This window comes from Brevibacillus sp. NSP2.1 (genome assembly GCF_000470975.2).
Taxonomy (GTDB): Bacteria; Bacillota; Bacilli; order Brevibacillales; family Brevibacillaceae; genus Brevibacillus; species Brevibacillus agri.
Window position 1 is genome coordinate 2,949,563 of the sequence record NZ_CP048274.1, and the last position, 24,517, is coordinate 2,974,079.

At 56.5% G+C, this 24,517-nt stretch carries 20 protein-coding genes and 1 pseudogene; 6 read left to right on the forward strand and 15 right to left on the reverse strand.

What is annotated here, in order from left to right:
- Window positions 1–2: 2 nt before the first annotated feature.
- From M655_RS14230 to gnd, 5 genes and pseudogenes are all read right to left on the reverse strand, one after another.
- Entirely contained in the window at window positions 3–1,268 is a 1,266-nt protein-coding gene (locus M655_RS14230) for a class I SAM-dependent methyltransferase (RefSeq protein WP_026557162.1), read from the reverse strand.
- 176 nt (window positions 1,269–1,444) lie between these two features.
- Window positions 1,445–1,918 (reverse strand): MFS transporter, encoded by a 474-nt coding sequence (locus M655_RS14235; protein ID WP_286085833.1) that lies wholly within the window; start codon window positions 1,916–1,918, stop codon window positions 1,445–1,447.
- 421 nt (window positions 1,919–2,339) lie between these two features.
- Window positions 2,340–2,459: pseudogene (locus M655_RS14240) on the reverse strand (helix-turn-helix domain-containing protein); the annotation flags it as partial.
- A complete protein-coding gene (locus tag M655_RS14245; protein ID WP_005831866.1) occupies window positions 2,456–2,599 on the reverse strand; it encodes an AraC family transcriptional regulator in 144 nt (47 codons plus the stop codon). The pseudogene M655_RS14240 and the gene M655_RS14245, both read right to left, overlap by 4 nt.
- Window positions 2,600–2,770: 171 nt before the next feature.
- Window positions 2,771–3,667, reverse strand: a complete 897-nt coding sequence (gene gnd, locus M655_RS14250; protein ID WP_026557161.1) for a phosphogluconate dehydrogenase (NAD(+)-dependent, decarboxylating) — start codon at window positions 3,665–3,667, stop codon at window positions 2,771–2,773.
- Between the two features lie 227 nt (window positions 3,668–3,894).
- On the opposite strand from gnd, the gene M655_RS14255 reads away from it, so the two are divergent.
- The 5 genes from M655_RS14255 (at window position 3,895) to M655_RS14275 (ending at window position 9,144) form a co-directional block, all read left to right on the forward strand.
- Window positions 3,895–4,764 (forward strand): MurR/RpiR family transcriptional regulator, encoded by an 870-nt coding sequence (locus tag M655_RS14255; protein WP_005831176.1) that lies wholly within the window; start codon window positions 3,895–3,897, stop codon window positions 4,762–4,764.
- Between the two features lie 229 nt (window positions 4,765–4,993).
- Entirely contained in the window at window positions 4,994–6,535 is a 1,542-nt protein-coding gene (gntK, locus tag M655_RS14260; protein WP_007786511.1) for a gluconokinase, read from the forward strand.
- A 23-nt stretch (window positions 6,536–6,558) separates the two neighbouring features.
- The gene (locus tag M655_RS14265; RefSeq protein WP_026557160.1) at window positions 6,559–7,887 is read left to right on the forward strand and encodes a GntP family permease; all 1,329 of its coding nucleotides are present in this window, start codon (window positions 6,559–6,561) and stop codon (window positions 7,885–7,887) included.
- Between the two features lie 374 nt (window positions 7,888–8,261).
- Window positions 8,262–8,537, forward strand: a complete 276-nt coding sequence (locus tag M655_RS14270; RefSeq protein WP_007786514.1) for a hypothetical protein — start codon at window positions 8,262–8,264, stop codon at window positions 8,535–8,537.
- 52 nt (window positions 8,538–8,589) lie between these two features.
- On the forward strand, window positions 8,590–9,144 hold the full coding sequence (locus tag M655_RS14275) for a GNAT family N-acetyltransferase (RefSeq protein WP_035422697.1): 555 nt from the start codon (window positions 8,590–8,592) through the stop codon (window positions 9,142–9,144).
- 1,098 nt (window positions 9,145–10,242) lie between these two features.
- On the opposite strand, the gene gltB is transcribed toward M655_RS14275, so the two are convergent.
- Window positions 10,243–14,859 (reverse strand): glutamate synthase large subunit, encoded by a 4,617-nt coding sequence (gene gltB / locus M655_RS14280; RefSeq protein ID WP_026557157.1) that lies wholly within the window; start codon window positions 14,857–14,859, stop codon window positions 10,243–10,245.
- Between the two features lie 123 nt (window positions 14,860–14,982).
- Here gltB and gltC point away from each other — a divergent pair, with 123 nt between their 5' ends.
- Complete coding sequence (gene gltC, locus M655_RS14285; RefSeq protein WP_005831191.1) at window positions 14,983–15,885, forward strand: glutamate biosynthesis transcriptional regulator GltC; 903 nt, start codon at window positions 14,983–14,985, stop codon at window positions 15,883–15,885.
- A 419-nt stretch (window positions 15,886–16,304) separates the two neighbouring features.
- Here gltC and M655_RS14290 read toward each other — a convergent pair whose 3' ends face one another.
- Genes M655_RS14290 through M655_RS14330 form a run of 9 tightly spaced genes read right to left on the reverse strand, consistent with a single transcriptional unit; the run spans window position 16,305 to window position 24,444 of the window.
- A complete protein-coding gene (locus tag M655_RS14290; RefSeq protein WP_005831194.1) occupies window positions 16,305–16,841 on the reverse strand; it encodes a GNAT family N-acetyltransferase in 537 nt (178 codons plus the stop codon).
- Window positions 16,842–16,868: 27 nt separating this feature from the next.
- On the reverse strand, window positions 16,869–17,768 hold the full coding sequence (locus M655_RS14295) for a MetQ/NlpA family ABC transporter substrate-binding protein (RefSeq protein ID WP_005831196.1): 900 nt from the start codon (window positions 17,766–17,768) through the stop codon (window positions 16,869–16,871).
- 41 nt (window positions 17,769–17,809) lie between these two features.
- A complete protein-coding gene (locus tag M655_RS14300; protein ID WP_007784756.1) occupies window positions 17,810–18,478 on the reverse strand; it encodes a methionine ABC transporter permease in 669 nt (222 codons plus the stop codon).
- The gene (locus M655_RS14305) at window positions 18,475–19,260 is read right to left on the reverse strand and encodes a methionine ABC transporter ATP-binding protein (protein ID WP_025846656.1); all 786 of its coding nucleotides are present in this window, start codon (window positions 19,258–19,260) and stop codon (window positions 18,475–18,477) included. Before M655_RS14305 ends, M655_RS14300 begins: the two co-directional genes overlap by 4 nt.
- A gap of 6 nt (window positions 19,261–19,266) precedes the next feature.
- Window positions 19,267–20,424: a M20 peptidase aminoacylase family protein gene (locus tag M655_RS14310; protein ID WP_007784755.1), complete on the reverse strand. Its 1,158-nt coding sequence runs from the start codon at window positions 20,422–20,424 to the stop codon at window positions 19,267–19,269.
- Window positions 20,425–20,468: 44 nt separating this feature from the next.
- Window positions 20,469–21,824 carry an LLM class flavin-dependent oxidoreductase gene (locus tag M655_RS14315; protein WP_025846652.1) on the reverse strand — a complete coding sequence of 452 codons (1,356 nt, stop codon included), beginning with the start codon at window positions 21,822–21,824 and terminating at the stop codon, window positions 20,469–20,471.
- 56 nt (window positions 21,825–21,880) lie between these two features.
- Window positions 21,881–22,723, reverse strand: coding sequence for a MetQ/NlpA family ABC transporter substrate-binding protein (locus tag M655_RS14320; RefSeq protein WP_026557155.1), 843 nt, complete (start codon window positions 22,721–22,723; stop codon window positions 21,881–21,883).
- A 48-nt stretch (window positions 22,724–22,771) separates the two neighbouring features.
- Window positions 22,772–23,422: a methionine ABC transporter permease gene (locus M655_RS14325; RefSeq protein ID WP_005831207.1), complete on the reverse strand. Its 651-nt coding sequence runs from the start codon at window positions 23,420–23,422 to the stop codon at window positions 22,772–22,774.
- The gene (locus tag M655_RS14330; protein ID WP_025846646.1) at window positions 23,422–24,444 is read right to left on the reverse strand and encodes a methionine ABC transporter ATP-binding protein; all 1,023 of its coding nucleotides are present in this window, start codon (window positions 24,442–24,444) and stop codon (window positions 23,422–23,424) included. The genes M655_RS14325 and M655_RS14330 overlap by 1 nt, the downstream gene beginning before the upstream one ends.
- Window positions 24,445–24,517 lie beyond the last annotated feature (73 nt).

Genomic DNA, 24,517 nt, shown 5'->3' on the forward strand with positions numbered 1-24,517 from the left:
AGTTACGTCCCCCTTTTCCTGAGAATGACCCCTTGGGTAGTCGGCAGGCCGTTCACCCGATCGCCAATTGCGACGAACTCCGCCTGGACGGCGGCTTCCTGCACAAGTTCGTGCATCCACGACTGAAAAACGGCCTGGCCCATTTCCCATTGATGATCGTCGTGGCGAAACCCGGCCAGCTCGTAGTACGGGTTAAAGTCTGCATTCGGTGTCGTGATGATGAAGCGCTCGAAATCGACTTGTCGGCACAACTGCAAAATGAGCGCCCGCGCCTCGTCCTGGCTCATATGCTCGATCACTTCGGTCAAAACGATCTCGACCTGCTCGCCGTTGTAGTCGTGCAAAAAGGCATCGACAGACGGAAACAGGACGATATTGTCGACCTCTTTCGCCGCCGCTTTGCGGTTGACCAGCGCCAGCCGCTCTTCGTCGATGTCGACGGCGTAGTAGCAATGCGCCAGCTTCGCGGCAAACGGCAAGGCGTAAAACCCTTCGCCGCAGCCGACGTCGAGAATCGGCCGGGCAAAAGAAAGCTTTGATGCGATGAAGTTTCTCCGCTGCAATCCGGTGCTGCCATATTCGAGCTGAATCGCGTACCGCTCTGTCTGTTCAAGCTGCGACTTGTACTTGCGAAAATGCTCCCGCCGATTCAGAAACTGGCGCGCGAACAGGCTGCGAATGTAAAACGGGGCATCCATCGCGTTGATGCTCTTGATGTATTTGTCGAGAATGCTCTCGGAAATGTCGAGATGCTCCTTGCCAAACGTAGCGAGAAACAAACAGAGCACGCTCGCCACATGCAGCAGGTCGTACAAGCTTTTTTGCGTGCGGATGGTCAAGGCGTAGCTTTTATGGGCGTGATGCCGGATGTCGAACGAAAAGTCTGGGACGTGCTTCTGGAAAAACTCGATGTAGCGCACCAGCTCGATGTGGATCATGTTGATGAAAAACGTGTGCGTGTACCCTTCGACGTCGCGCTCGTCACGCGTTTTCATCGGCGTTGAAAAAAATTCATTGATCGCGTTGAGCGGAAACAAAGGCGTGTTGTAACGGGACACGTTGAGGTATTCAAACCGCTCCTCTGCAAACTGTTTGTACGATACTTCGTTGTCGGCGTCTTTAAAATAAACGTGGTAGACGGAGGCTTCCGAATACCAGCCGTAGGCGATGCCTTTGCGAACCGACCGGAGCGTCAGTCCGGACGCCGGATTTTTCCTGATAAGGTACGAGAAGGCCGGGTTCTCCGAGCGCAATTGGACGATGGCCATTTTCGTTTCTCTCCTTCCTCCCAAGCTGCTGTAGGATCATCTTCTGCCATTTCACCTGGAATGAACAGGGCAGAAGTATTACGAACCGGATTTTTCGGGCAAAAAAAGAACCTTCTCGGTAGAAAAGGTTCGATTGCCTGACGTAGTTGCGCGGTTGTGCAGTTGCCCGGCGCAGCTCACTCGTTTTCCAGAGACGGCTCGACTGGCAATGGCTGGTGCTTCTTTTTATTCCCATTCATCACGCTGCCCATGCACACGACGAGGGCGAGAAAAATCAGGATCAGGGAAAAGCCGAAGCCCATGCCGTACTGGCTGGCGGCCGCCCCGATCGCTGCGTTCGCGAGCAGGGAGCCGATGCCGGAGGGCGTGAACAAAAATCCGAGAACTTTGCCCCTGTGCGCGGGATAGAGCTGGCAGGCGATGGCGGCAATCGTCGGAAAAATCGCCGCGAAGCTGATGCCAGAGGCGATGAAAAAGCCGAGCGTGCCGCTGCTCCCCGCGATGGCGAGCGCAAGCGCCACAATGGCGGAAAGCGAGCACAGCAGCACCGCCTTCTCCTGGCCGATCCGCCCGATCCACCTGTGCGCCGTCAACCGCCCTATCGTGAAGACGAGATAAAACCCGGACAAGTAAAAGGCTCCTTCCGTCAAGGCAAGACCTCTCACCTGCACCAAGTACGTCGGCAGCCAGGCCGACCTCGGCCATTACGTAGATCCACGGAATGACCACGGTCGGCCCCATTTTTTGCATGGTGGAAAGCCCGTACGCCTCGCTGTCGTAATCGCTGCAGACGATCAGCTCCGGCCGCGACTCGCGCAGCGCCTGCAAATTGTAGTCGGCGAGTTGCGCTTCAAAGCGCTTCGTCCGCTTGAGCGGGTAGTGCAACCTGGCCCCTAGCAGCTCGCGGCGATGCCGGTCCCGGTTTTGGTCGTACACCCCGATACTCGGCACAACGCCCAATGCCAATAAATGCCCCACATACGGAAAGTTCATGATCGCCATGTGCGACTTTTTGCTGCCCAAAAACGCGGACGGCGCCGTGCCGACCGTTTTCTTGAACTTGCGGCTGAAGTAAAATTCATCGGCAAACCCGACCTGCGCGGCGATTTCCTTGACGGGAGCGCGCGACGTCAAAAGCTGCTCCTTGGCCCGGTTGATGCGAATCTGGCTCAAATAATCGGAGGGACTCATCCCGAACTGCTGCTTAAAACCCGGGAAAAGTGCCAGACGCTCATCCCTGCCATTCGCGCCAGCATCTCGCGGTTAATCTCCTCGCGGTAGTGCGCTACCATGTACGCCATGACCTGCTGCAAAACTTGTGTATGAAACAATCGCGTTCACTCCCGAATGTTGCGCATGATAATCATTTTCAATCAATATGACGGCATTGTATCAGAGCTCCACGGAAGCGACAAGAAAGCCGCGCAAAAAAAGGATGAGCGGCAAAGACCTCTCCTTTGTAGAGAGCTGCTTTGCCGCCATCCTTTTTGTCGAGCATCGGGTTATTTTTTTTCCACCGCGTGGCCGCCAAACTCGTTGCGCAGCGCGGCTACGACTTTGCCATGGAACGTGTCTTCGTCAAGCGAGCGGTAGCGCATGAGCAGCGACATCGCGATAACCGGAGTGGCCGCCTGCAAATCCAGGGCGGTTTCCAGCGTCCATTTGCCTTCCCCGGACGAGTGCATGACGCCGCGAATATCGTCCAGCTTCGCGTCTTTGCGGAAAGCGCGCTCGGTCAAATCCATCAGCCAGCCGCGGATGACAGAGCCGTTCGCCCACACGCGCGCCACTTCCGCGAAGTCGTAATCGTACTGGCTTTTCGCCAGCACCTCGAAGCCTTCGCCGATTGCCTGCATCATGCCGTACTCGATGCCGTTGTGAATCATTTTCAAAAAGTGACCGCTGCCCGCTTCGCCTGTGTACAGGTAGCCCTTGTCCACATTGATGTCGCGAATCATCGGTTCGATATGAGCGAATGCCTCGCGATCCCCGCCGATCATCATACATGCCCCGTGGCGAGCGCCTTCCATGCCGCCGCTCGTCCCCGCGTCGAGGAAGTGAATGCCTTTTGCTTTCAACCGCTCGTAGCGCTCAACCGACTGCTTGTAGTGCGAGTTGCCGCCGTCGATCACGATGTCCCCTGCCGCGAGCATGGTGGAAAGCTGGTCGACCAGTTGATCCACGATCTCGCCCGCCGGAACCATCAGCCAGATGACGCGCGGCGCTTCCAGCTTCGCCACCGCATCCTCCACGGAAGCAGCCGGAATCGCTCCTTCGCGGCCGAGCTCCTCTGCGCGGCTGTTGTCTACATCGTAAGCCACTACCTCATGCTGGTGGGACAGCAGGTTGAGCGTCAGGTTGTAACCCATTTTGCCTAAACCGAGTATCGCAAGTTTCATTCGCGTACGTCACTCCTTTGGGGTAATCTCCGTTATCTCGTATTATATGATAAAAATTTTCATCTTTCATCATAAAAGAAGAAAATTTTTTCGAAACTAGGAATTGGACAGCCATTTTCCTTATACTAACAGAAAGCAAACGTTTTCGCTTGCCCGATTGCGCTTGGACACAGACAAGCTTTCGCTACATAGACGGCACAGCGCCACTTTTTGGGAGGTACCGATTCATGGCTGAAACGACACCACACGTTCCGGCGAGCGTGCTTGCGCAGTTGCGCGCCATCTACACGCAACTGAGCGGCAAGGAGCAGCAAATCGCCGACTACATTTTGCAACACGCCAGCAAAATTGTTCATCTGTCCATTACCGAGCTGGCTGACCAGTGCCAATGTGCGGACGCGACCGTGTTCCGCCTGTGCCGCAGGCTCGGCTTTCGCGGCTACCAGGCGTTCAAAATCGCGCTTGCCAGCGAAGTGACGAACCCGAAACAATCGATCTACCAGGAGATCAACCTCGATGACGACGACATCGGCTCGATCGCGGAAAAAATTTTCACCGCCAACCTGGAAACGTTGCGCGATACCTTGCAAATTATGAACAAAGAAGAGCTTTTAAAAATTGTCGACTGTCTGGAGCATGCTACCCGGATCGAATTTTACGGCACTGGCGGCTCGGCGGCGATCGCCCAAGACGCCTACCACAAGTTCATGCGGACAGGCATCCCCTGTATTCACCATTCCGACGCCCACTACCAGGTGATGTCGGCCTCGCTCTTGTCTGAGGGCGCCGTCGCGGTCGGCTTTTCCCACTCCGGCTCCAACAAAGATATTTTGGCCGCCCTGCAAGTGGCAAAACAGCGCGGGGCGAAAACGATCGGGATCACGAGCTACGGCAAATCCCCGCTCGTCAGGCAGGCCGACATGTGCCTGTACACCACTTCCAGAGAAACCGTTTTTCGCACAGAAGCCTTGTCTTCCCGGCTCGCCCAGCTCTGCCTGATCGATTTGCTGTACGTGGCGGTATCGCTGCGCCGGCAGGACGACACCATTGCCAACATTCAGCATATCCGCGAAGCGATCTCGCTCAAACGCCTGTAAATCAGGCGTTTTTCTTTTGCCCCTCTGCTAAAAAAGCGGGAAAAAGGCCACCATGGTGCTGAGCCGGATTTTCTGTCCACCCTCCGGCTTTTTTTGGCAATACTACAGGTGTGCAGATAAATTTGAAATAATTTTTTTCTTTTATATTAACAAATGAAAAAAATTTCGCTATAATCGCGTTATCACCAAGCCACTCGGTTGAAAGCGTATCCAAAAAGGGTGAACAGACATGAAGCAAACCTACTTTATCGGTCTTGATATCGGGACAACCAGCACGAAGGCGATCGTCTTCACGCCTTCCGGTGCCGTCAGAGGGACGGGCAACATCGACTACCCTCTGCTCGTTCCGAAAGCCTCCTGGGCGGAGCAGGACCCGGAAACGATTTTCGCCGCTGTCATTCAGGCGCTGAAGCAAGCGATTGAACAGGCGGACATCGAAAAGCATGAAATCGGCGGGATCGGCTTCTCTACTGCGATGCACAGCCTGATTGCCGTCGATGCGCACGGAAATCCGCTGACGAACAGCATCATCTGGGCGGATAACCGAAGCGCGGCGCAGGCGGAGCGGCTCAAGGAAGACGGCGTCGGCCACCAGATTTACCTCGCCACTGGCACGCCAATCCATCCGATGTCTCCCCTGCCGAAAATGATGTGGCTCAAGGAGCAAATGCCGGAGACGTTTACGAAGACAGCCAAGTACATTTCCATCAAGGAATACGTGATTTATCGGCTGTTCGGGCAGTACGTCGTGGACTACTCGATCGCTTCCGCCACCGGGCTGTTCAACTTGCGCAAGCTGGACTGGGACGAGCAGGCGCTCACCGTCGCTGGCATCACCAAGCAGCACTTGAGCGAGCCTGTGCCTACTACCCATATCCTGCGGGGAATGAAGCTGCGTTATGCGGAAGAAATCGGGCTTGACCCCGATACGCCGTTTGTCGTCGGGGCCAGTGACGGCGTGTTGGCCAATCTCGGCATCGGAGCGATTGAAAACGGCCAGGTCGCGATCACGATCGGGACAAGCGGTGCCGTCAGAACCGTCGTTCCCGAGCCGATCACCGATCCGAAAGGCCGCACCTTCTGCTACGTGCTGACGGAAAAGCATTGGGTCATCGGCGGGCCATCCAACAACGGCGGCATCATGCTGCGCTGGTTCCGCGACGAGTTCAGTTGGCCGGAAGTGGAAAAAGCAAAGCAGCTTGGCGTCGACCCGTACGACGTCATGATCCAGGCAGCAGAGAACGTACGCGCTGGCGCAGACGGGCTGCTCTTCCTCCCCTTCCTGTCCGGGGAACGCGCTCCGTACTGGAATTCGCAGGCGCGCGGCTCTTTTTTCGGCATCGGGCTGCATCACAAGCGCGAGCATTTCATCCGCGCCGTGCTCGAAGGCATTTTGTTCAGCGTCTACAGCATTGGCATCGCGCTTCGCGACCTGGCAGGCGGAGCCAAGGAAATTCGCGCATCGGGCGGCTTTGCCCGCTCCAAAGAATGGCGGCAGATCATGTCTGACATGTTCGGCTACGAGGTGCTCATTCCCGAGAGCCATGAAAGCTCCAGCTTCGGCGCTGCCCTGCTGGCGATGCACGCGCTCGGCGCCCTCGACGACTTGCGCGATGTGAAAAAGATGATTCACATCTCCCACCGGCACGAGCCGGATTTGGAGCGATCCAGCATGTATCTGGAACTGTTTTACATTTACGAACGCGTCTACTACAACTTGCTTGAGGAATACAAGCTGATCGCCAAGTTCCAAAAGCAGTTGACCAACTAGAGACACCATAAGGAGGGTCTTTCATGCCACTTCTCATTACGTTACTATCCATTATTTTCCTCCTCATTCTCATTACGCGTTTCAAGGTGAATCCGTTTGTCGCCCTGCTGCTCGCCGCCGGATTTGTCGGAATCGCGTCCGGCATGCCGCTCGTCAAGGTCGTCGACTCGATCAAGGACGGGATGGGCGGAACGCTCGGATTCATCGCCATCGTCCTTGCGCTGGGCACCATGCTCGGAAAAATGATGGCAGAATCAGGCGGAGCCGAACGCATCGCCCGCACGCTGATTAACCTGTTTGGCGAAAAAAATGTACACTGGGCAATGATGTTCGTCGCCTTTATCGTCGGGATTCCGGTCTTTTTCCAGGTAGGTTTTGTTCTGTTGATTCCGCTCGTCTTCACAATCGCCAGACAGACAGGCGTCTCGCTGTTGAAAATCGGGATTCCGCTCGTCGCAGGCTTGTCCATCGTACACGGCATTGTGCCGCCGCACCCAGCGGCGATGGCGGCCGTTGATCTGTTCCAGGCCGATGTCGGCAAAACGATCCTGCTCTCGATCATCGTCGCGCTGCCTTCCGCGATCATTGCCGGACCGCTCTACGGCAGTTGGATTGGCAAACGCGTCAAAACGAGCATCTCGCCTGATCTCGCTTCGCAATTGGCAGAGCCAAAGGACGAGCGCGAACTGCCGGGCTTCGGCATTACGGTCTTTACCGTTCTCCTGCCTGTTCTGTTGATGCTGATGGCAACGGTTGCAGACGTGACCTTGCCGAAGGAAGACATGCTGCGCCAATGGGCTGACTTCATCGGCAGCCCGGTCACTTCGCTGTTGATCGCTGTTATCATTTCGTTCTGGACGCTCGGCTACAACCGCGGCTTTTCCAAAGACGACATTCTCAAATTTACGAACGACTGCCTCGCTCCTACGGCAACCATCCTGCTCGTGATCGGTGCGGGCGGCGCGTTCAACAAAGTGCTGTTGAACAGTGGCGTTGGCGACTACATCGCCGAGCTGGCCAAAGCGTCCGCGATCTCCCCGATTTTCCTCGGCTGGCTGATCGCAGCGTTGATTCGCGTCGCGACCGGCTCTGCGACCGTCTCCATGATGACCGCAGCCGGCATCGTCGGTCCAATCGCCCTGCAAGTGCCGGGGACAAGCCCTGAGCTGTTGGTACTGGCAACAGGCGCAGGCTCCCTGATCCTGTCGCACGTAAACGACTCCGGCTTCTGGCTGATTAAGGAATACTTCAACATGACGGTGCAAGATACACTGAAATCGTGGACCGTGATGGAGACGATTTTGTCAGTCGTCGCGATCATTTTAATCATGGGGCTTAGCCTGGTGATCTAACCGGCTTGCACCGATTGGCAAAAGAACAGGACATTCCATCCACCATGCGTGGGCGGGATGTCCTTTTTTTGAACAGACAGCCATCTCGTTTGATGATTGATAAAAATCTGTATATCCTTTCCATTCGGCCTGCTTTATTGTATGCTCTTTTCGTAAAGAGTGTTGTGTTCCGAAAAGCCTGTGAGTCGATCGGCATCGTCCCCATGCGATGTTGGCATGCATTCACGGCAACAAGCGTTCTTCCATAAAGGACTATCGTTACTTTGCCAATCCGTTTCAAGCTATATCTATAGCAGCCTTTTTTGCGAACAAGAGCCTGATTGCAAAAAGGGTTTGCGTCTTCCATGCGAGAGAAAACGGGAAAGGACTCGAAAATGACTCACACTGCAAAGCTGTTGTTGTTAGGCTCGCTCACTGGTTTGCTCGTGCTGGTCGCCTCCCCTGTCTTGCAGCACGTCGAGACATTCGTCGGGCTGTGGATGGTGTTATGGAGCCGGATCAGCTTACGAAAACGCTCGGTTTATGGAATGTGGAAGCTGCTCGCTTGTTTGGCGCTCGCGATTGGTTCTGCCCTCATGCTATGGGGCATCCTGTTGACCAGCCTGGATTTTTATTGGCTTGGCAACGCTCCCTTTTCCTTGTTGTCGTAGGCTACAGACAAATCAGGTGCAAGCAAACTTGAGTTACCTGGAGGCTTCGTTTATGCAGATCAACACCATCACCACGGAGCGCTTGCTGCTGCGGCCGATGCAGCCTGCTGACGCTCCCGCCTTGTTTTCCTTCTGGTCTGATCCAAACGTATCGAAGCATATGAACATCGAGTCCATGACCCGCATCAAGCAGGCGGAGGACATGATTTTTCTCATCAACAAGCTGTGTGCGGAGGATCAGGCAATCCGCTGGTCGATCGTCTTGCAGGAGTCGGGAGAGATGGTCGGCTCCTGTGGCTTCAATTCGTTTGATTTCGAGCACGGCCGGACAGAAATTGGCTACGATCTCGGCTCTCCCTACTGGGGAAAAGGCTACGCCACGGAAGCCGTCCGCGCCGTCATCGGCTACGGCTTTTCAGAGCTTGGGCTAAACCGGGTGGAGGCCAAGGTCGAGCCTGACAATCGCGGCTCGATCCGTGTGCTAAGCAAATTGCGCTTCGTGGAAGAAGGCTTGCTGCGCCAGTATGAAAAGTCGAACGGTCAGTTTGTGGACTTGCTGATTTTCTCCTTGCTGCGGGATGAGTGGACAGAACCGTCTGGCAGTTGAAACGACAGAAAAAGGCCGGTTTTCCCTCGGCGCTCCGAGGGGAATGAGCCTTTTTCGTCTGCCAAGCTGCTGAATAGCGTTTTTTTGAAAGTGAAAGAAGAAATGCGGTGTTCGTGGCAGGATGAGTCAGATGGGGCTTGGGGTTGATTGTTTTTTAAAAGCCCCTTCATCGGCGCTTTTGGTGTGGCGAGGAAAGAGACGAAATCGCTGTAGCTTCTTGGGCTCCCTGCTGGGGGTATCACTGCCCGGCTCCGGGAAAAAAGCGAAACCGCGTCCAAAAGTGGTCGATTCAGGGAGCTTCTCAGAGTTGGACGCTGAAAACGTGTTTCGCTTTTTCCCCTCCGCCTCGGTTGGGAGCCCAAAGAGCTTTCGCGGATTTCGTCTCTTTCCTCGTCAGGGGCCAAGGGGGATGGTCGGAGGTGGAAAGAAAAGACAGGACAAAAAACTTTACAATTAAAGAACGGGGGTCGGCATTCTCGCGGACCTTTCTTCTGGCGAGCAATGAACGCTACCCGCTTGACAATACAAAAACTGCTTTTGAGATTCTTTTTGTCTTGGACACCTTGCTTCCTGACCTACACACAAAAACCACCCCCGAACGACAGACACAGCTCGTAGAGGAAACAGGAGAAAGCCAGCGAAGGTCTTTGGGACTCCTACCCAGCCTCCGGGGAAAAAGGAAAACACGCCTTTAAGCGTCAACCTGAACCTCCTTCTTTTGAATCCTCTACTTTTGACGCGGTTTTCCTTTTTCCCCGGAGGCGGACAGTCTTCGCTCCCCCGCTAGAGGCCCAAGTACCTGTAGCGCTTTCTCCTGTTTCCTCCCACCACTACCGCTACGATCAACCGTTTTTCAAGCTAACAATCCGCCTTGATCCCCACAACTCGCCACGGAAACAACATTCTCGATTGCTCAGAAAACTCGGTTGCCTCAAGCCAGTAAATAGGCAAATGCCTTCGTCCGTACCCAAAAAGCACAGCGCCTGCTTTCTCCCTGCCCGAAGTTTCGCTATGCTGCACGATACTGGATAAGCAGCTTATCCATTGGTATGTGTAAAAAAAACGGCAACCCGCTGCACGAGTTGCCGTCCTGCTTCTTTAGTTGCCTACCGATACTCCGATCTGCTCAGGCACCTTTTTCTTTGGGGCCTTCTTGTCTGCGCTCTTCTTCTGGTTCAGTTCGAACGCTGCCAAAATCGCTTCCTGGCGCTTCATGCCGGACTTTTCCAGCTCCTCCATCGTCGAGATGATTTGCTTGTAGTCTTTTGGAATGACTTTGACGAACTTGGCGATCGTCTGCGGCCACGAAGCGAGCAAGGCTTGGGCCCGAGGACTGCCTGTGTAGGCGGCGTGGTTTTCCAGCAGCCGCTTGACTTCGGCAATCTCCCGCTGATCGGTCAGCTTCTCCAGAAGCACCATTTCCTGATTGCAACGGGCGGCAAACGTCTCATGGTCCTCTGCCAGCACATAGGCCGTACCGCCTGACATCCCGGCCGCAAAGTTTTTGCCCACCTGACCGAGCACGACGACGCGTCCTCCTGTCATGTACTCGCAGCCGTGGTCGCCCACTCCTTCGACGACGGCGGTGACTCCGCTGTTCCGGACGCAGAAGCGCTCACCCGCAAGCCCGTTGATGTACGCTTCGCCGGAGGTCGCGCCGTAAAACGCGACGTTTCCGATAATCATGTTACGCTCTGGCGAGAAGGTGCTCTTTTTCGCCGGTGCTACGATGATTTTCCCGCCGGACAGCCCTTTGCCGACGTAGTCATTCGCGTCGCCCGCAAGCTGCAAAGTAATGCCGCGTGGAACAAACGCGCCAAAGCTTTGTCCGGCGGAACCGTAAAACTCCAGGCGAATCGTGTCTTCCGGCAGGCCGTGGACGCCGTATCTTCTCGTCACTTCGCTGCCAAGAATCGTTCCGACTACGCGATTCGTGTTGCTGATCGGCAGTCTCGCCTGGATTTGCTTTTGCTTCTCCAGCGCTGGCTTGCACAAGGCGAGCAACATTTGACGGTCCAGCGTCTCTTCCAGCTTGTGGTCCTGATTGCGCTGATGGTATTTGCCGACCTCTGCGGATACCGCCGGCTGGTACAAAAGCGCGGACAGATCAATATGCTTTGCTTTCCAGTGCGCTTTTGCCCGTTCGCTCACGGTCAGCACCTGGCTTTGGCCGATCATCGCCTCCAGCGAGCGGAAGCCGAGCTGAGCCATGATCTCGCGCACTTCGCGAGCCACGAGGCGCATGAAGTTAACCGCGTGCTGCGGGTCGCCTTTGAATCGTTTGCGCAGCTCCGGATTTTGCGTCGCGACCCCTACCGGGCACGTATCGAGATGGCAGACACGCGCCATGACGCAACCGATGGAGACGAGCGGCGCGGTGGCGAAGCCAAATTCCTCTGCGCCGAGCAGAGCGGCAATGACTACGTCGCGTCCGGTCATCAGCTTGCCGTCAGTCTCCAGCACGACGCGGTCGCGCAGTTGATTGAGCAAAAGCGTCTGATGCGTCTCCGCAAGCCCCAATTCCCACGGCAGCCCCGCATGCTTGATGCTCGACTTCGGCGAAGCGCCCGTACCGCCGTCGTGGCCGCTGACCACGATCACGTCCGCCAGCCCTTTGGCGACGCCTGCCGCAATCGTTCCGACCCCTGCCTTGGAGACGAGCTTCACGCTGATGCGCGCCCGCGGATTCGCATTTTTCAGGTCAAAAATCAACTGGGCCAAGTCCTCGATGGAGTAAATGTCGTGGTGCGGCGGCGGAGAAATCAGGCCCACGCCTGGCGTAGAGCCGCGCACTTCGGCAATCCACGGGTACACCTTGCTGCCTGGAAGCTGTCCGCCTTCTCCCGGCTTTGCCCCTTGCGCCATTTTGATCTGGATTTCGGATGCATTGACCAGATAGTGGCTGGATACGCCGAAGCGCCCGGATGCAACCTGCTTGATCGCGCTGCGGCGCAAATCGCCGTTTTCATCTGTCGTGTAGCGGGCCGGATCTTCTCCGCCCTCGCCGCTGTTGCTTTTAGCTCCCAGACGGTTCATGGCGATTGCCAGCGTCTCATGCGCTTCCTTGCTGAGCGAGCCGTAGGACATCGCTCCCGTTTTGAAGCGGTGGACGATGGAGTCGACCGATTCGACTTCGCTGAGCGGGATCGGCTTGCGGTCCGACTTGAAGTCGAGCAGATGGCGCAGGGCGGAAAACGGTTGCTCCCCTGCCATTTCCGCGTAAATTTTGTACTGCTCGTAGCTGCCTTCCCGGCAAGCTTTTTGCAAAGCGTGAACGGTTTTTGGCTGGAACAGGTGGTACTCGCCGTCGCGGCGGAACTGGAAGTCGCTGCCTGGATCGAGCTTTTCTTCGGAATGTTCCGGCGAAAAAGCTTGCGCGTGGCGAATCAGCGTCTCTTGCGCGATCACGTCCAGCGAAATTCCGGAAATTTGCGATGGCGTGCGGGTAAAGTAGCGGTCAATGACGTCGGCGTGAATCCCGACCGCTTCAAAAATTTGTGCCCCGCGATAGCTTTGGACGGTCGAAATGCCCATTTTGGACATGACCTTGACGACGCCTTCGATTGCGGTTTGCAAATAGGCTTCGATCGCGTCTTCGGCCGCGATGTCTTTCAGCTTGCCGGATGCGATCAGGTCGAGCACAGAGGCAATGGCGACATAAGGATTGACAGCGTCTGCCCCGTAGCCGATCAGCATGGCAAACTGGTGGACGTCGCGCGGCTCGCCCGACTCGACGATCAAGCTGGCTTTTGTCCGCGTACCGGAGCGCACCAGATGATGATGCAGGCCGCTCGTGGCAAGCAAGGCCGGAATCGCTGCCAGCTTCTCGCCGATGCCGCGGTCAGACAGGATCAACAGCGTGTAGCCTGCGGCAATCGCTTCATCGGCTGCGGCAAACAACTGCTCCAACGCCTGCTCCAGCGCGGCTTCTCCCCCGTCTGCGGCAAACAGGATCGGCAGCGTTTTCGCCCTGAACTCCTGGTACGGATTGGCGCGCAACTGGGCCAGCTCCTTGTTTGCGAGCAGCGGATTGGTCAAGCGGATGCGGCGGCAATGGCTCGCTGCAGGCTCCAGCAAGTTTCCTTCCGCGCCAAGCACCGTGTGCGTCGAGGTCACGCAAGCCTCCCGCAGCGAGTCGATGGGCGGGTTCGTCACCTGTGCGAACGATTGCTTGAAGTAGTTGTACAAAAGCTGCGGACGATCCGACAGGACGGCGAGCGGCGTATCGACACCCATGGAGCCGATCGGGTCTTTTTGCTCGGCGACCATCGGCACCAGCACTTTGTCCAGCTCTTCCTGCGTGTATCCAAACGCCTTTTGCCGCGCCAGCAGCGCTTTTCCGTCAAGCTCCTCGGCAGCGCCTGCCTGTGGAAGCTGCTCCAGCGCGTGCAGGTTGTTTTTCACCCACTCGCGGTACGGCTGCTCGCTGGCGATTTTTTGCTTGATCTCTTCATCGGAGACGATTCGGCCTTCCTCCAGGTCGACCAGCAGCATGCGGCCCGGGCTGAGGCGGCCTTTTTGCACAATTTTTTCTTCCGGTACTTCCAAAACGCCTACTTCCGATGAGAAAATGATCGTATCGTCCGTCGTCACGTAGTAGCGGGCCGGACGCAATCCGTTGCGGTCGAGAATCGCCCCGATCTGACGGCCGTCGGTAAAGGAAATCGCCGTCGGGCCATCCCATGGCTCCATCAGGCAACTGTGGTATTCGTAAAACGCTTTTTTGTTCGCGTCGATCTGCTCATCCTGATCCCACGGCTCGGGAATCATCATCATCGCGACGTGCGGCAGCGATCTGCCCGCCAGCGAGAAAAATTCCACACAGTTGTCGAGGATAGCCGAGTCGCTGCCTTGCATATCAATGACAGGAACGACTTTTTGCAAATCCGCGCCGAACAGCTTGGATTCAAACATTTTTTCGCGCGCCCGCATCCAGTTCACGTTGCCCTGCAAGGTGTTGATTTCGCCGTTGTGAATCAAATAGCGGTTCGGATGCGCTCTCTCCCACGTCGGGAACGTGTTCGTGCTGAAGCGCGAGTGCACGACGGAAAAAGTAGAAGTGTAAGAATTATCTTGCAAATCCAGGTAAAAAGCATCCACCTGGCCTGGCGTGAGCAAGCCTTTGTAAACGATTGTGCGCGAAGACATGGAGGCGGCGTAGAAGTCAGCGCCTGCTGCGTGCTCCATCTGCTTGCGGATGACGTACAGCTTCCGCTCGAAGGCCATCTGGTCCGCTACATGTGCGCTCGCCCCGATGAATACTTGGCGGATAAAAGGCTGACTTGCTGCCGCGGTTTTGCCGATCTTCGTCGCATCGACAGGGACGGTTCTCCAGCCGAGCAGCTTCTGCCCTTCCGCTTCGATAATCGCGGCCAGCTTCGCCTCGTACTCATTGCGCAGGCTCTCCTCCATCGGCAGAAACAACATGCCGACACCGTACTTGCCTGGCGCTGGCAGTTGAATGTTCAGCTCCTTACAGGCCTTTTTGAAAAAGGCATGCGGGATTTGCGTCAAGATTCCCGCTCCGTCACCCGTCTCGGGGTCGCTGCCTTGCCCGCCGCGGTGCTCGAGCTGGCAAAGAATTTTCAGTCCGTTTTTCACCATATCGTGCGTTGCTTTTGCTTTCAAATTCGCAATAAAACCGATTCCACAAGCGTCGTGCTCGAACATCGGGTCGTATAGTCCTTGCTTCGCAGGCATTCCGGTTCTCGTCATTTATCTCCACTCCCTTTGCTCTCTCTGTTAACTCAATTTTAGATTGAGTGAAACGATACAAACAATATATAATTTACTCAATATTAATCTCAAAACGAGATCAATTGGGAATGGGGGGTATTCATGGAGCTACGACAGATTCAATACTTCATTGAAGTGGCCAAGCGCGAGCACTTCACGGAAGCCTCGCACAACCTGCATGTTGCCCAATCCGCCCTGAGTCGGCAAATCGCCAACCTGGAGGCAGAGCTTGGCGTCTCCCTGTTCATCCGCGAAGGCCGCAACGTCAAGCTGACGGCAGTAGGCCGAATTTTCTTGCAGCACGTGGAAATGGCCGTCAACGAGATTGAAAAGGCGAAGCAAAAAATTGACGAGTTTCTCGATCCGGAGCGCGGGACGATTCGCGTCGGGTTTACGAGCAGTCTGGCCGCGAATCCTCTGCCGACTGTCATCTCCGGCTTTCGCGCGCGGTACCCGGACATCGGCTTCCAGCTTCGGCAAGGCTCTTACCAGGGGCTGATCGACTCCGTGATTAACGGAGAAATCGACCTCGCCTTTCTCGGCCCGGTTCCGACCCAGGAAAAAAACGTGCGCAGCCATATTTTTTTCGCCGAGAACATCGTCGCGCTGCTGCCCGCGAAGCACCCGCTGGCCAAGCAGCCAAGCTTGCGGCTGAACCAACTGCAGGACGATACGTTTGTCTTGTTTCCCCCGGGGTTCATCCTGCGCAATATCGCCGTGAACGCCTGTGCGCAAATGGGCTTCGCGCCCAAAACCGCCTTCGAGGGCGAGGACATCGACGCGATTAAGGGACTCGTCGCCGCCGGTCTGGGCGTCACGTTGCTGCCAGAGCTGACCTTGACCGACAATGTGCCGCGCGAAACGGTGAAAGTCCCGATCAGCGAGCCGCTCGTGCAGCGAACCGTCGGCATCATCATTCCGAACAACCGGGAGCTGCCGCCTTCCGAAAAGCTGTTTTACCATTTTTTGAAGGAGTTTTTCGACGTATTGAGCAAGTACAGCTAGTCGTATCGAGAGGAAGAGCGCCGCAGGAAGAGTCGCCACAGAAAGAGTCGCCACAGTGGTGCGACCGCTTTTTTGCTAAACGGCTTTCCCGAAAAACGCTTGCTGCGGGGAGTGAGTCATGCAGGTACAGATGACGAAAAGTCGTGCGTTTTGGCACGGGGAAAAGCCCTGATGATCGGTTGTCATCAGGGCTTTTTTCTTGTGGATTGCCGTGAATTATCATCCGTTTATGTTGTTTTTTTGTGTTTTAATATGGTGTATCGTGACTTTTTTGTTGGTTTCACGTTTTTTATGGCTTTGGTGTAGCTTTCGCATGATTTTCCCATTTACAGGCCCACGGTCGCTACGTCACCTGCTGCCGGGCCGCAGATAAAGCCCCTGCCTGGCCTCGCTGAACCGCCAAACTCGCAAAGCTGCCGTCAGCTCACGCGCGCCTCGTCCAGCCGCAGCCAGTAGCTTTTGACGTGCGTCTCGCCGTTGAAAAAGTCTTTGTCGGCCGCGCGGGCAAAGCCAAGCCGCTCGTACAGCTTCACCGCCGCCTCCATCATGTCTGTCGTGTGCAGGTGCAGCGTGGCTGCTCCCAGCTCGCGCGAACGGCGGACAGCCTCTCCGATCAGCCGGGCAGCGATCCCGTTGCCCCGCGCTTGCGGCGATACGGCCAAAAAGCGGATGATCGGCGAGTGAATTTCCAGCTCCGGACGGTCGTAAGCCGCCTGGGACGAAGCGAACAACTGGACGCTGCCGACGATTTCCCCGCCCCAGTCCGCGACGAGAAACGCAATCGTCTGGCGTCCTTCTGCCGATTCTGCGATTTCCTCCTTGTACCGCGTCCATCTGTCCACCGACAAATGCTGCTCATACTGCTGGTAAGCATCGAGCAGATGCTGTTTGATCCGCTCGCGGTCCTGGCTATTCGCATCGCGAATGCAAATGTCTCTCTGCTGCTTCGCCTTCATCGTCGGCTTCTCCTCCCTTTTTCCGGCTTAAAAAGCAGGGACAACCGCGACACCGTATTTGTCTTCAATAAACTTTTTGACCTCCGGTGAAGTGAGGGCCGCATCCAGCTTTTTGATCTCTTCGCGGTTCTCGTCGCCTTTGCGGACGGTAATCACGTTGGCGTAAGGAGAGTTGGCGCCTTCGCGGAACAGGGCGCTGTTCGGATCGATTTTCGCTTCCAGCACGACGTTTGTGTTGATGACGGCGCCCGCGAGATCAGGCAGCGCCCGCGGCAAGGTTGCGGCTTCCGCTTCTACAAACTCCAGCTTTTTCGGGTTTTCCGCGATATCTTTCGGCGTAGCCTCGTAGGTTGTCAGGCCGTCGCGCAGCTTGATTAAGCCTTGCTCCTGCAGCAAGATCAGAGCGCGGTATTCATTGGAAGGGTTGTTCGGAATCCCGATCTTGTCGCCTTCCTTGAGTTCGTCCTTCGATTTGAGCTTGTCGGAGTAAAAGCCGATCGGCTCGACGTGCACTTTTGTCGTGACGGCGAAATCGTAGCCTTTCTCGGTTTTCACCGAATCGAGGTAAGGCACGTGCTGGAAAAAGTTCGCGTCGATCTGCTTGTCGTGCAAAGCCGGGTTCAACTGCCCTTCGTCATCGAGGACGACGACCTCCAGATTCACGCCCTGCTCCTTGAGCTTCGGCTTGATAAATTCCAATATTTCCGCATGCGGGACAGGGGCCGCGCCCACTTTGAGCGTCACTTCTTTTGGCGGTTCCGCCGCCTGTCCGCCACTGGCCTGTGTCGACGCTGTGTTCGTCGCCGGCGCTTGTGCCCCGGAGCCGGACGACTGGCTGCCAGAGCCGCTTGAGCCGCAACCTGCCACAAGCATGCTGAATGCCACCAATACGCTAAAAATGACGCCTAGACCTTTTTTCTTTCCCATCGTTTCCACTCCCCTGGTTCCTCTGTTTTTAAAGTTGGATCTTACTCAAACTTGTAACGCTTTTTGTTGATCGACTTGACGAGGAAATCGCCTGACCATTGAATCAGTTGAACCAAAACTATAATGATTAGGACGGTGGCGATCAGGACGTCCTCGCGAAAGCGCTGGTAGCCGAAGCGAATCGCCAGGCTGCCGAGTCCGCCCGCGCCAATCGCCCCCGCTACAGCGGTAAACTCGGTAATCCCGATAATTCCGATCGTAATCCCGCGCACCAAAGCGGGCATCGCCTCGGGGATCAGCACGCGAAAAATGATCGTAAACGGCGTGGCCCCGACCGATTTGGCCGCTTCGATCTTCCCGGCGCTGACTTCCTTCAGCGCGCTTTCGATGATCCGGCCCAAAAACGGCGCGGCGCCAATCGAAAGCGAGACGATGGCAGCGGTCGGCCCCAGCGTCGTGCCGACGATCAGGCGCGACAAAGGCAAAAGCAGCACGATCAAAATAATCAAAGGAAGGGACCGGACGCTGTTGATGATCGTGCCGATCGTTTTGTGCAGCTTTGGTGCTTCGAGAATGCCGCCTTTTTCCGTGACGACGAGCGTGACGCCGAGGACAATCCCCATGGCGAGCGCGAACAGGGACGACCAGAACACCATGTAGAGCGTCTCCAGGAGCCCTTCCCAGAGCAAGTCAATCAGATCGCTGTTCATATCCCTGCTCCGACTCCTTCCATGACATTTCGCTTATCGCGGTAATGATCGATAATGTGGACAAACCGTCTGGCCGTGTCGCTCTCCGGGTTGAGGAAAAACTTCTCCACCGTACCGGTTTCGACAATTCGCCCGTTTTCAATCACGGCCATGTTGTTGCACACGTGCTGCAGCACGTCCAGCTCGTGCGTGATGAGCACAATCGTCAGGTTGAGCTGGCGGTTGATCTCGCGCAGCAGCTCCAAAATGGCGTAAGTCGTCTGCGGGTCGAGCGCAGAAGTCGCTTCGTCGCTCAACAGCAGATCAGGCTGGTTAACCAGCGCCCGGGCAATTCCGACGCGCTGCTTTTGTCCGCCGCTCAGTTGGAACGGATAGACGTTTTCCTTGTCGCCTAGCTGCACGAGATCCAGTATTTCGCGGACGCGGTTGCGGATGTACGGCTTCGGATGCCCGGCTACCTCCAGCGGAAAAGCGACGTTTTGGAACACCGTCCGCGCGTCGAGCAGATTGAACTGCTGAAAAATCATCCCGATTTTTTGCCGGGCCCGGCGCAGCTCTTTTTCCGGCAAATCGGTAATCACCTTGCCGCCGATCTCGATCGTGCCCGCGTCCGGCTCTTCCAGCCGGTTCAGGCAGCGGATCAAAGTCGATTTGCCCGCCCCGGAAAAGCCGATGATCCCGAAAATGTCTCCTTTTTGGATGTGCAGATTGACGTTTTGCAAAACAGGCACAATGCCTTTGGCTGTTTTGTACGATTTGCTCAAATTGGAAATGTGCAGCATCTGTTTTCACCCGCCTTTCAATGCATCTGCGGCCAAGTTGGCAAAGTAGTGTGCAGCAGGCGCAATCGCTCGTTCGTCGACGGTAAAGGCCGGATGGTGCCACTCGTTCGTCCCGGAGGTCCCGACGAACACGAACAAGCCGGGAATGTGCTTCTGGTAGTAGGCAAAATCTTCGCCAGCCGGAGACGGTTCCGGCGCGACGACTTGCAACCCGAGCCGCTCTGCTGTCGTAGCGGCCAGCCTGGTCAGCGCGGCATCGTTTTGCACGGAGGGCGGTCCCTTGAACCAGCGCACGCTCGCCTTGGCCCCGTATGCCGCAGCCACTCCCTCGATGATCGCCTGAAGACGCCCGGGTATTTGCCTGCGCACCTCTTCCTGAAACGTGCGGATCGTACCGCCGAGCGCGACCTTGTCCGGGATCACGTTCCAGGTCGTACCGCCATGGATAGTCGTTACGCTCACCACCGCATTTTCCAGCGGGCTGACGTTGCGGCTGACGATCGATTGCAGCGCCGTGACGATCTGCGAGGCGGCGACGATCGGGTCGATGCCAGCGTGCGGAATTGCGGCATGCGTGCCCAAGCCTTCCACTTCGATCTCGAAGCCGTCCACGCTCGCCATCAGCGCTCCCGGCTTGATCCCGACGGTCCCGACTGCGAGATCGGGCTTGTTGTGCAGGCCGAAGATCGCCGTGACGTTTGCGAGCGCCCCTTTCTCGATCAAGAGCGACGCACCCGTGCCTTTTTCCTCTGCGGGCTGGAACAGAAAGCGCACCGTTCCTGGCAACTGCTCCTCCTGCTGCTTCAGCAAAAAAGCGGCTCCCAGGATGACGGCGGTATGAAAATCGTGTCCGCACGCGTGCATGTTCCCGACGACCGCGGACGCGTACGGCAAGCCTGTTTGCTCCTGAATCGGCAGAGCGTCGATATCGGCCCGCAGCGCGATTACAGGCCCGCCGTTTTGGCCGCCCACCTCTGCCACGACGCCCGTTTCCAGCGGCAGCTCGACGAGGCGAATCCCGGCTTCCGTCAGCCAGTCCCGAATCGAACGCGTCGTTTCATATTCCTCGTAGGCCACCTCCGGGTATTGGTGCAACTGCCTGCGAATGGCGATCAGCTTTTGCTCGAAGCCAGTCCCTGCCAGCTCCTGCGTTCCTGTATGCACCCGAACCTCTCCTTTCTCTGTCTGCTTTTGCGCTGGCATCGGTTCTACGACTCCACCTCCGAGAGCGCTCTATCGCGCACGGCCAGGCGGTTGTACGGCTTTTCCAGGCCGAGATGCTCGCGCAAGGTGTCTCCTTCGTAATCCAGCCGATACAAGCCCCGCTCCTGCAAAATCGGAATCACCTTGTCCACGAACGCCTCCAGCCCTTGCGGCAGCACCGGAGCGATGAACATGAAGCCGTCCGCCGCTTCCTCGACAAACCATTTTTCCAGCACGTCGGCAATCTGCGCAGGCGTGCCGATCAGCTCGCGGTTTGCACCGCCTTCGAGCAAAGCGTACAGCTCGCGCAAAGTCGGGTTTTGCTTGCGAATCAGCTCCGTCATCCATTCAAAATGGCTTTGAATCCCGTTGTCCTGCGGGAACTCCACCTCTGCCGCCGGGGTGTCGAGCGAGTAGCGGCTGAAGTCGACCTTGCCCAAGTACCCGGACAAAAAGCGCAGCCCTTGCTCTGGCAAAAGCAGATCGTGCAATTTGCGGTGGATCGCTTCCGCTTCTTCCTGCGTATCCGCGACAATCGGGGAGATGCCTTGCAAAATGTGTAACTGGTCAGGCGTGCGCCCGTAGTCGGGCAGCTTGCTTTTTAAGCTTTTGTAAAACGCTTTTGCCCGTTCGAAATCTTTTACGTGCGAAAAGACGACTTCTGCGGTGCGCGCTGCCAGCCGCTGTCCTGGCTCGGATGCTCCCGCCTGCACGATGACGGGCTGCCCCTGTCTCGATCTGCCGATATTGAGCGGCCCCTGGACGGAGTAGTACGTGCCTTTGTAGTTCAGCCGATGCATTTTCGCCGGATCGAAGAACACGCCGGTTTCCTTGTCCTGGACAAACGCGTCGTCTTCCCACGAGTCCCACAAGCCTTGGACGACGTCGATGAACTCCTCCGCCCGCTCGTAGCGGTGATCGTGCTCCACATGCTCGGTGCGGCTGAAGTTGCGCCCGGTCTCCCCGGTGGCGTCTCCCGTCGTGACCACGTTCCAGCCTGCGCGGCCATTGCTGATATGATCGACGGAAGCGAACAGCCGGGCGAGATTGTACGGCTCGTGATACGTCGTCGACGCGGTGGCGACCAGCCCGATTTTGCTGGTCGCGCCAGCCAGAGCGGCGAGCAAGGTCGTCGGCTCAAACCGGTTCAAAATGTTCGGGTGCGAATCTTCGTTGACCGCAAGGCTGTCGGCGATAAACGCGATATCGAACTTCCCGCGCTCGGCTGTCTGCGCCAAATATTTGTAGTAGTCAATGTCGATGCTGGCGTTTTTCCGCGCCTCGGGCAGTCGCCACGAGGCAACGTGAATGCCCGTTCCGACCAAATAAGCGGATAAGTGAATCTGTCTTTTTTGCGGCATGGTGCCCCTCCCCTTCCGATCTTCCGCTAAGCATGAGTGCGTCCGTCACGCAGCCGTCACTGCTTGCTCGCAAACGCCTCTTTGAAATTTTTCAGCTCCTCGACGGTCACTTGTGTCGGGATGTAGTTGCCTTTGTACGTTTCGGTGATGAAGTCCGACACTTCTTTGGACTGGTAAATGGCGACGAGCTTTTTCAAGTCTTCGCGGTTTTCGTTTTGCTTGGTCGTCGCGATTACGTTGATATACGGCTTGGCGGTTTTGCTTTCGTGAAAAATCGCGTCCTTGAGCAAAAAGCCTGCCTCAACCGCCACCCCGTTGTTGATGATCGACGCCGCTACGTCCTTCATGACGCGCGGGGTCGTCGCCCCATCGACGGGAACGATTTCCAGGTTTTTCGGATTTTCCTTGATTTTGTCCGCGCCGCCAAAGCCGTCAAAGTTGTCCACGACCCGGATCAAGCCTGCTTCCTGCAACAAAAGCAAGGAGCGCCCCCAGTTGGAATCTTCGTTTGGCACGGCGATTTTCGCGCCGTCGGGAATTTCCGCGATGGTTTTGTACTTGTCCGAGTAGATACCCAGTGGCGCGATGATCGTCGAGCCGACCGGAACGATGTCCGAGTTGTTTTTCGTATTGAACTGGTCCAAAAAGGCGACGTGCTGGAACGCATTCGCGTCGATATCGCCCTCCAGCAAGACCGTATTCGGGTTGACGTTTGCATTGAACTGCACCAGTTCAATGGCGAGACCTTGCTTCGCCGCCTGTTCCTTCACGAACTCCCACGTCCGCGATTCCGAGCCGCGAATGCCGATTTTCAAGCCTGTTTGTTCCGGTTCCGTTCCGCAACCCGCCGCGACAATCGTCACGAAGGCGAGCAGCAAGGAAATGGCGAGCTTTTTCATCCGTTTTTTCTCTCCTCGTTCTTCTCTTCTGTCTTGGGCAAAAGATGGTTATTTTCTGCGAATGTTACGGGCGAGCACGTTGCCGAGCGACTGAATCCCTTGAACGAGCACGACCAAAATCACAACGGTAGCGACAATCGTAATCGTGCTGAAGCGCTGGTACCCGTATGTAATCGCCAGGTCGCCGATCCCGCCGCCGCCGACTGCCCCGGCCATCGCCGTGGCGCCGATCAGGCCGATGGTCGCCGTCGTAATGCTGAGAATGAGCGAGCCGAGCGTCTCGGGAATGAGAAACCGAAAAATGATTTGCATCGGGGTGGCCCCCATCGCTTCGGCTGCCTCGATGATGCCCGGATTGATTTCCAGCAACGAATTTTCCACCAGCCGCGCGATGTACGGACCGCTGTAAATGACCAGCGGCACGATTGCCGCCGTCGTCCCGATGGAGGTTCCGACGACGAGCCGCGTAAACGGAATGATCGCCACCAGCAAAATGATGAACGGGACGGACCGCAGCACGTTGATAACCGGGTTCAAGGCCGAAAAGATCAACGGATTTTCCAAAATGTGCCCTTTGCGCGTCACGACCAGCAGGACGCCGAGCGGCAGGCCGATCAAGGTCGCAAACAGCAACGATACACTCACCATATAGAGCGTCTCGTACAATGCCTGATAGATTTGCGCAGAACTGACTTCCATCACGAAACAATCTCCTTCACGGTCACATTTTGCTGCTGGATATAGTGGTACGCGCGAACGATTTCCGCTTCATTGCCGGTAAGCTCGACGATCAGATTGCCAAAAGGCACGCCCGCAAGCTCGGTGATGCTGCCAAACAGGACGTTCACGTCGCTGTTGAAGCGCTTCGCCACCTGGGAGAGCAGCGGCTGGCCCGTGCTTTCCCCAATGAAGTGGATGTTGAGAATTTTCGATTTGCCGCGCTTGGTCGCAAGCAGCTTGCGCACGCTTGGCGGGATGTCGTCGCGCACGACCGATTTGACGAAATTGCGCGCCACCTCTGTCTGCGGATTCGCAAACACGTCGAGGACATTGCCCTGCTCCACGATGGCGCCATGCTCCATGACCGCCACCCGGTTGCAAATTTCTTTGATGACGTTCATTTCGTGCGTAATCATCAAAATCGTAACGTTGTACTCTTGGTTCACCCGCTTAAGCAATTGCAAAATGGACTCGGTCGTTTGCGGGTCCAGCGCCGAGGTCGCTTCGTCGCTTAACAGGATGGACGGATTGGTCGCGAGCGCACGGGCGATGCCGACTCGCTGCTTCTGGCCTCCGGACAACTGGTCGGGGTAGCTCGTCGCTTTGTCCGTCAAGCCGACGAAGGACAATAGTTCGTCGACTCGCTCCTGAATCTGCTTTTTCGGCGTGTCGCCGAGTCGAAGCGGCATGGCGACATTGTCAAAAACGGTCTTCGTCGCCAGCAGGTTGAACTGCTGAAAAATCATGCCGATGTTCTTTTTGACGCTTCGCAGCTCTTTGACCGAGAGCTTCGTCAAGTCTTTGCCAGCGACGATGACGCTGCCTGCTGTCGGACGCTCCAGCAAATTGACCGTCCGCAAAAGCGTGCTTTTTCCGGCTCCGCTAAAGCCGATGACGCCAAAAATGTCGCCTTTTTTCACGTCGAGGGTGACGCCCTTCAACGCCTCAATCGTCTGGCCCCCGCTCTCAAACGTCTTCGATACGCCGTGAAAGGCGATCATGCTCTCCTTCGCCTCACCCGGGATGCCATACGGCGGATGGTCTTCCACGGCCGCAGCTCCGATTCCCATACAA

Coding starts and splice junctions, on each gene's coding strand:
- M655_RS14230 (WP_026557162.1), bottom strand. CDS start 1,268: ATGGCCATCGTCCAATTGCGCTCGGAGAACCCGGCCTTCTCGTACCTT.
- gnd (WP_026557161.1), bottom strand. CDS start 3,667: ATGAAACTTGCGATACTCGGTTTAGGCAAAATGGGTTACAACCTGACG.
- M655_RS14255 (WP_005831176.1), top strand. CDS start 3,895: ATGGCTGAAACGACACCACACGTTCCGGCGAGCGTGCTTGCGCAGTTG.
- gntK (WP_007786511.1), top strand. CDS start 4,994: ATGAAGCAAACCTACTTTATCGGTCTTGATATCGGGACAACCAGCACG.
- M655_RS14265 (WP_026557160.1), top strand. CDS start 6,559: ATGCCACTTCTCATTACGTTACTATCCATTATTTTCCTCCTCATTCTC.
- M655_RS14270 (WP_007786514.1), top strand. CDS start 8,262: ATGACTCACACTGCAAAGCTGTTGTTGTTAGGCTCGCTCACTGGTTTG.
- M655_RS14275 (WP_035422697.1), top strand. CDS start 8,590: ATGCAGATCAACACCATCACCACGGAGCGCTTGCTGCTGCGGCCGATG.
- gltB (WP_026557157.1), bottom strand. CDS start 14,859: ATGACGAGAACCGGAATGCCTGCGAAGCAAGGACTATACGACCCGATG.
- gltC (WP_005831191.1), top strand. CDS start 14,983: ATGGAGCTACGACAGATTCAATACTTCATTGAAGTGGCCAAGCGCGAG.
- M655_RS14290 (WP_005831194.1), bottom strand. CDS start 16,841: ATGAAGGCGAAGCAGCAGAGAGACATTTGCATTCGCGATGCGAATAGC.
- M655_RS14295 (WP_005831196.1), bottom strand. CDS start 17,768: ATGGGAAAGAAAAAAGGTCTAGGCGTCATTTTTAGCGTATTGGTGGCA.
- M655_RS14300 (WP_007784756.1), bottom strand. CDS start 18,478: ATGAACAGCGATCTGATTGACTTGCTCTGGGAAGGGCTCCTGGAGACG.
- M655_RS14305 (WP_025846656.1), bottom strand. CDS start 19,260: ATGCTGCACATTTCCAATTTGAGCAAATCGTACAAAACAGCCAAAGGC.
- M655_RS14315 (WP_025846652.1), bottom strand. CDS start 21,824: ATGCCGCAAAAAAGACAGATTCACTTATCCGCTTATTTGGTCGGAACG.
- M655_RS14320 (WP_026557155.1), bottom strand. CDS start 22,723: ATGAAAAAGCTCGCCATTTCCTTGCTGCTCGCCTTCGTGACGATTGTC.
- M655_RS14325 (WP_005831207.1), bottom strand. CDS start 23,422: ATGGAAGTCAGTTCTGCGCAAATCTATCAGGCATTGTACGAGACGCTC.
- M655_RS14330 (WP_025846646.1), bottom strand. CDS start 24,444: ATGATCGCCTTTCACGGCGTATCGAAGACGTTTGAGAGCGGGGGCCAG.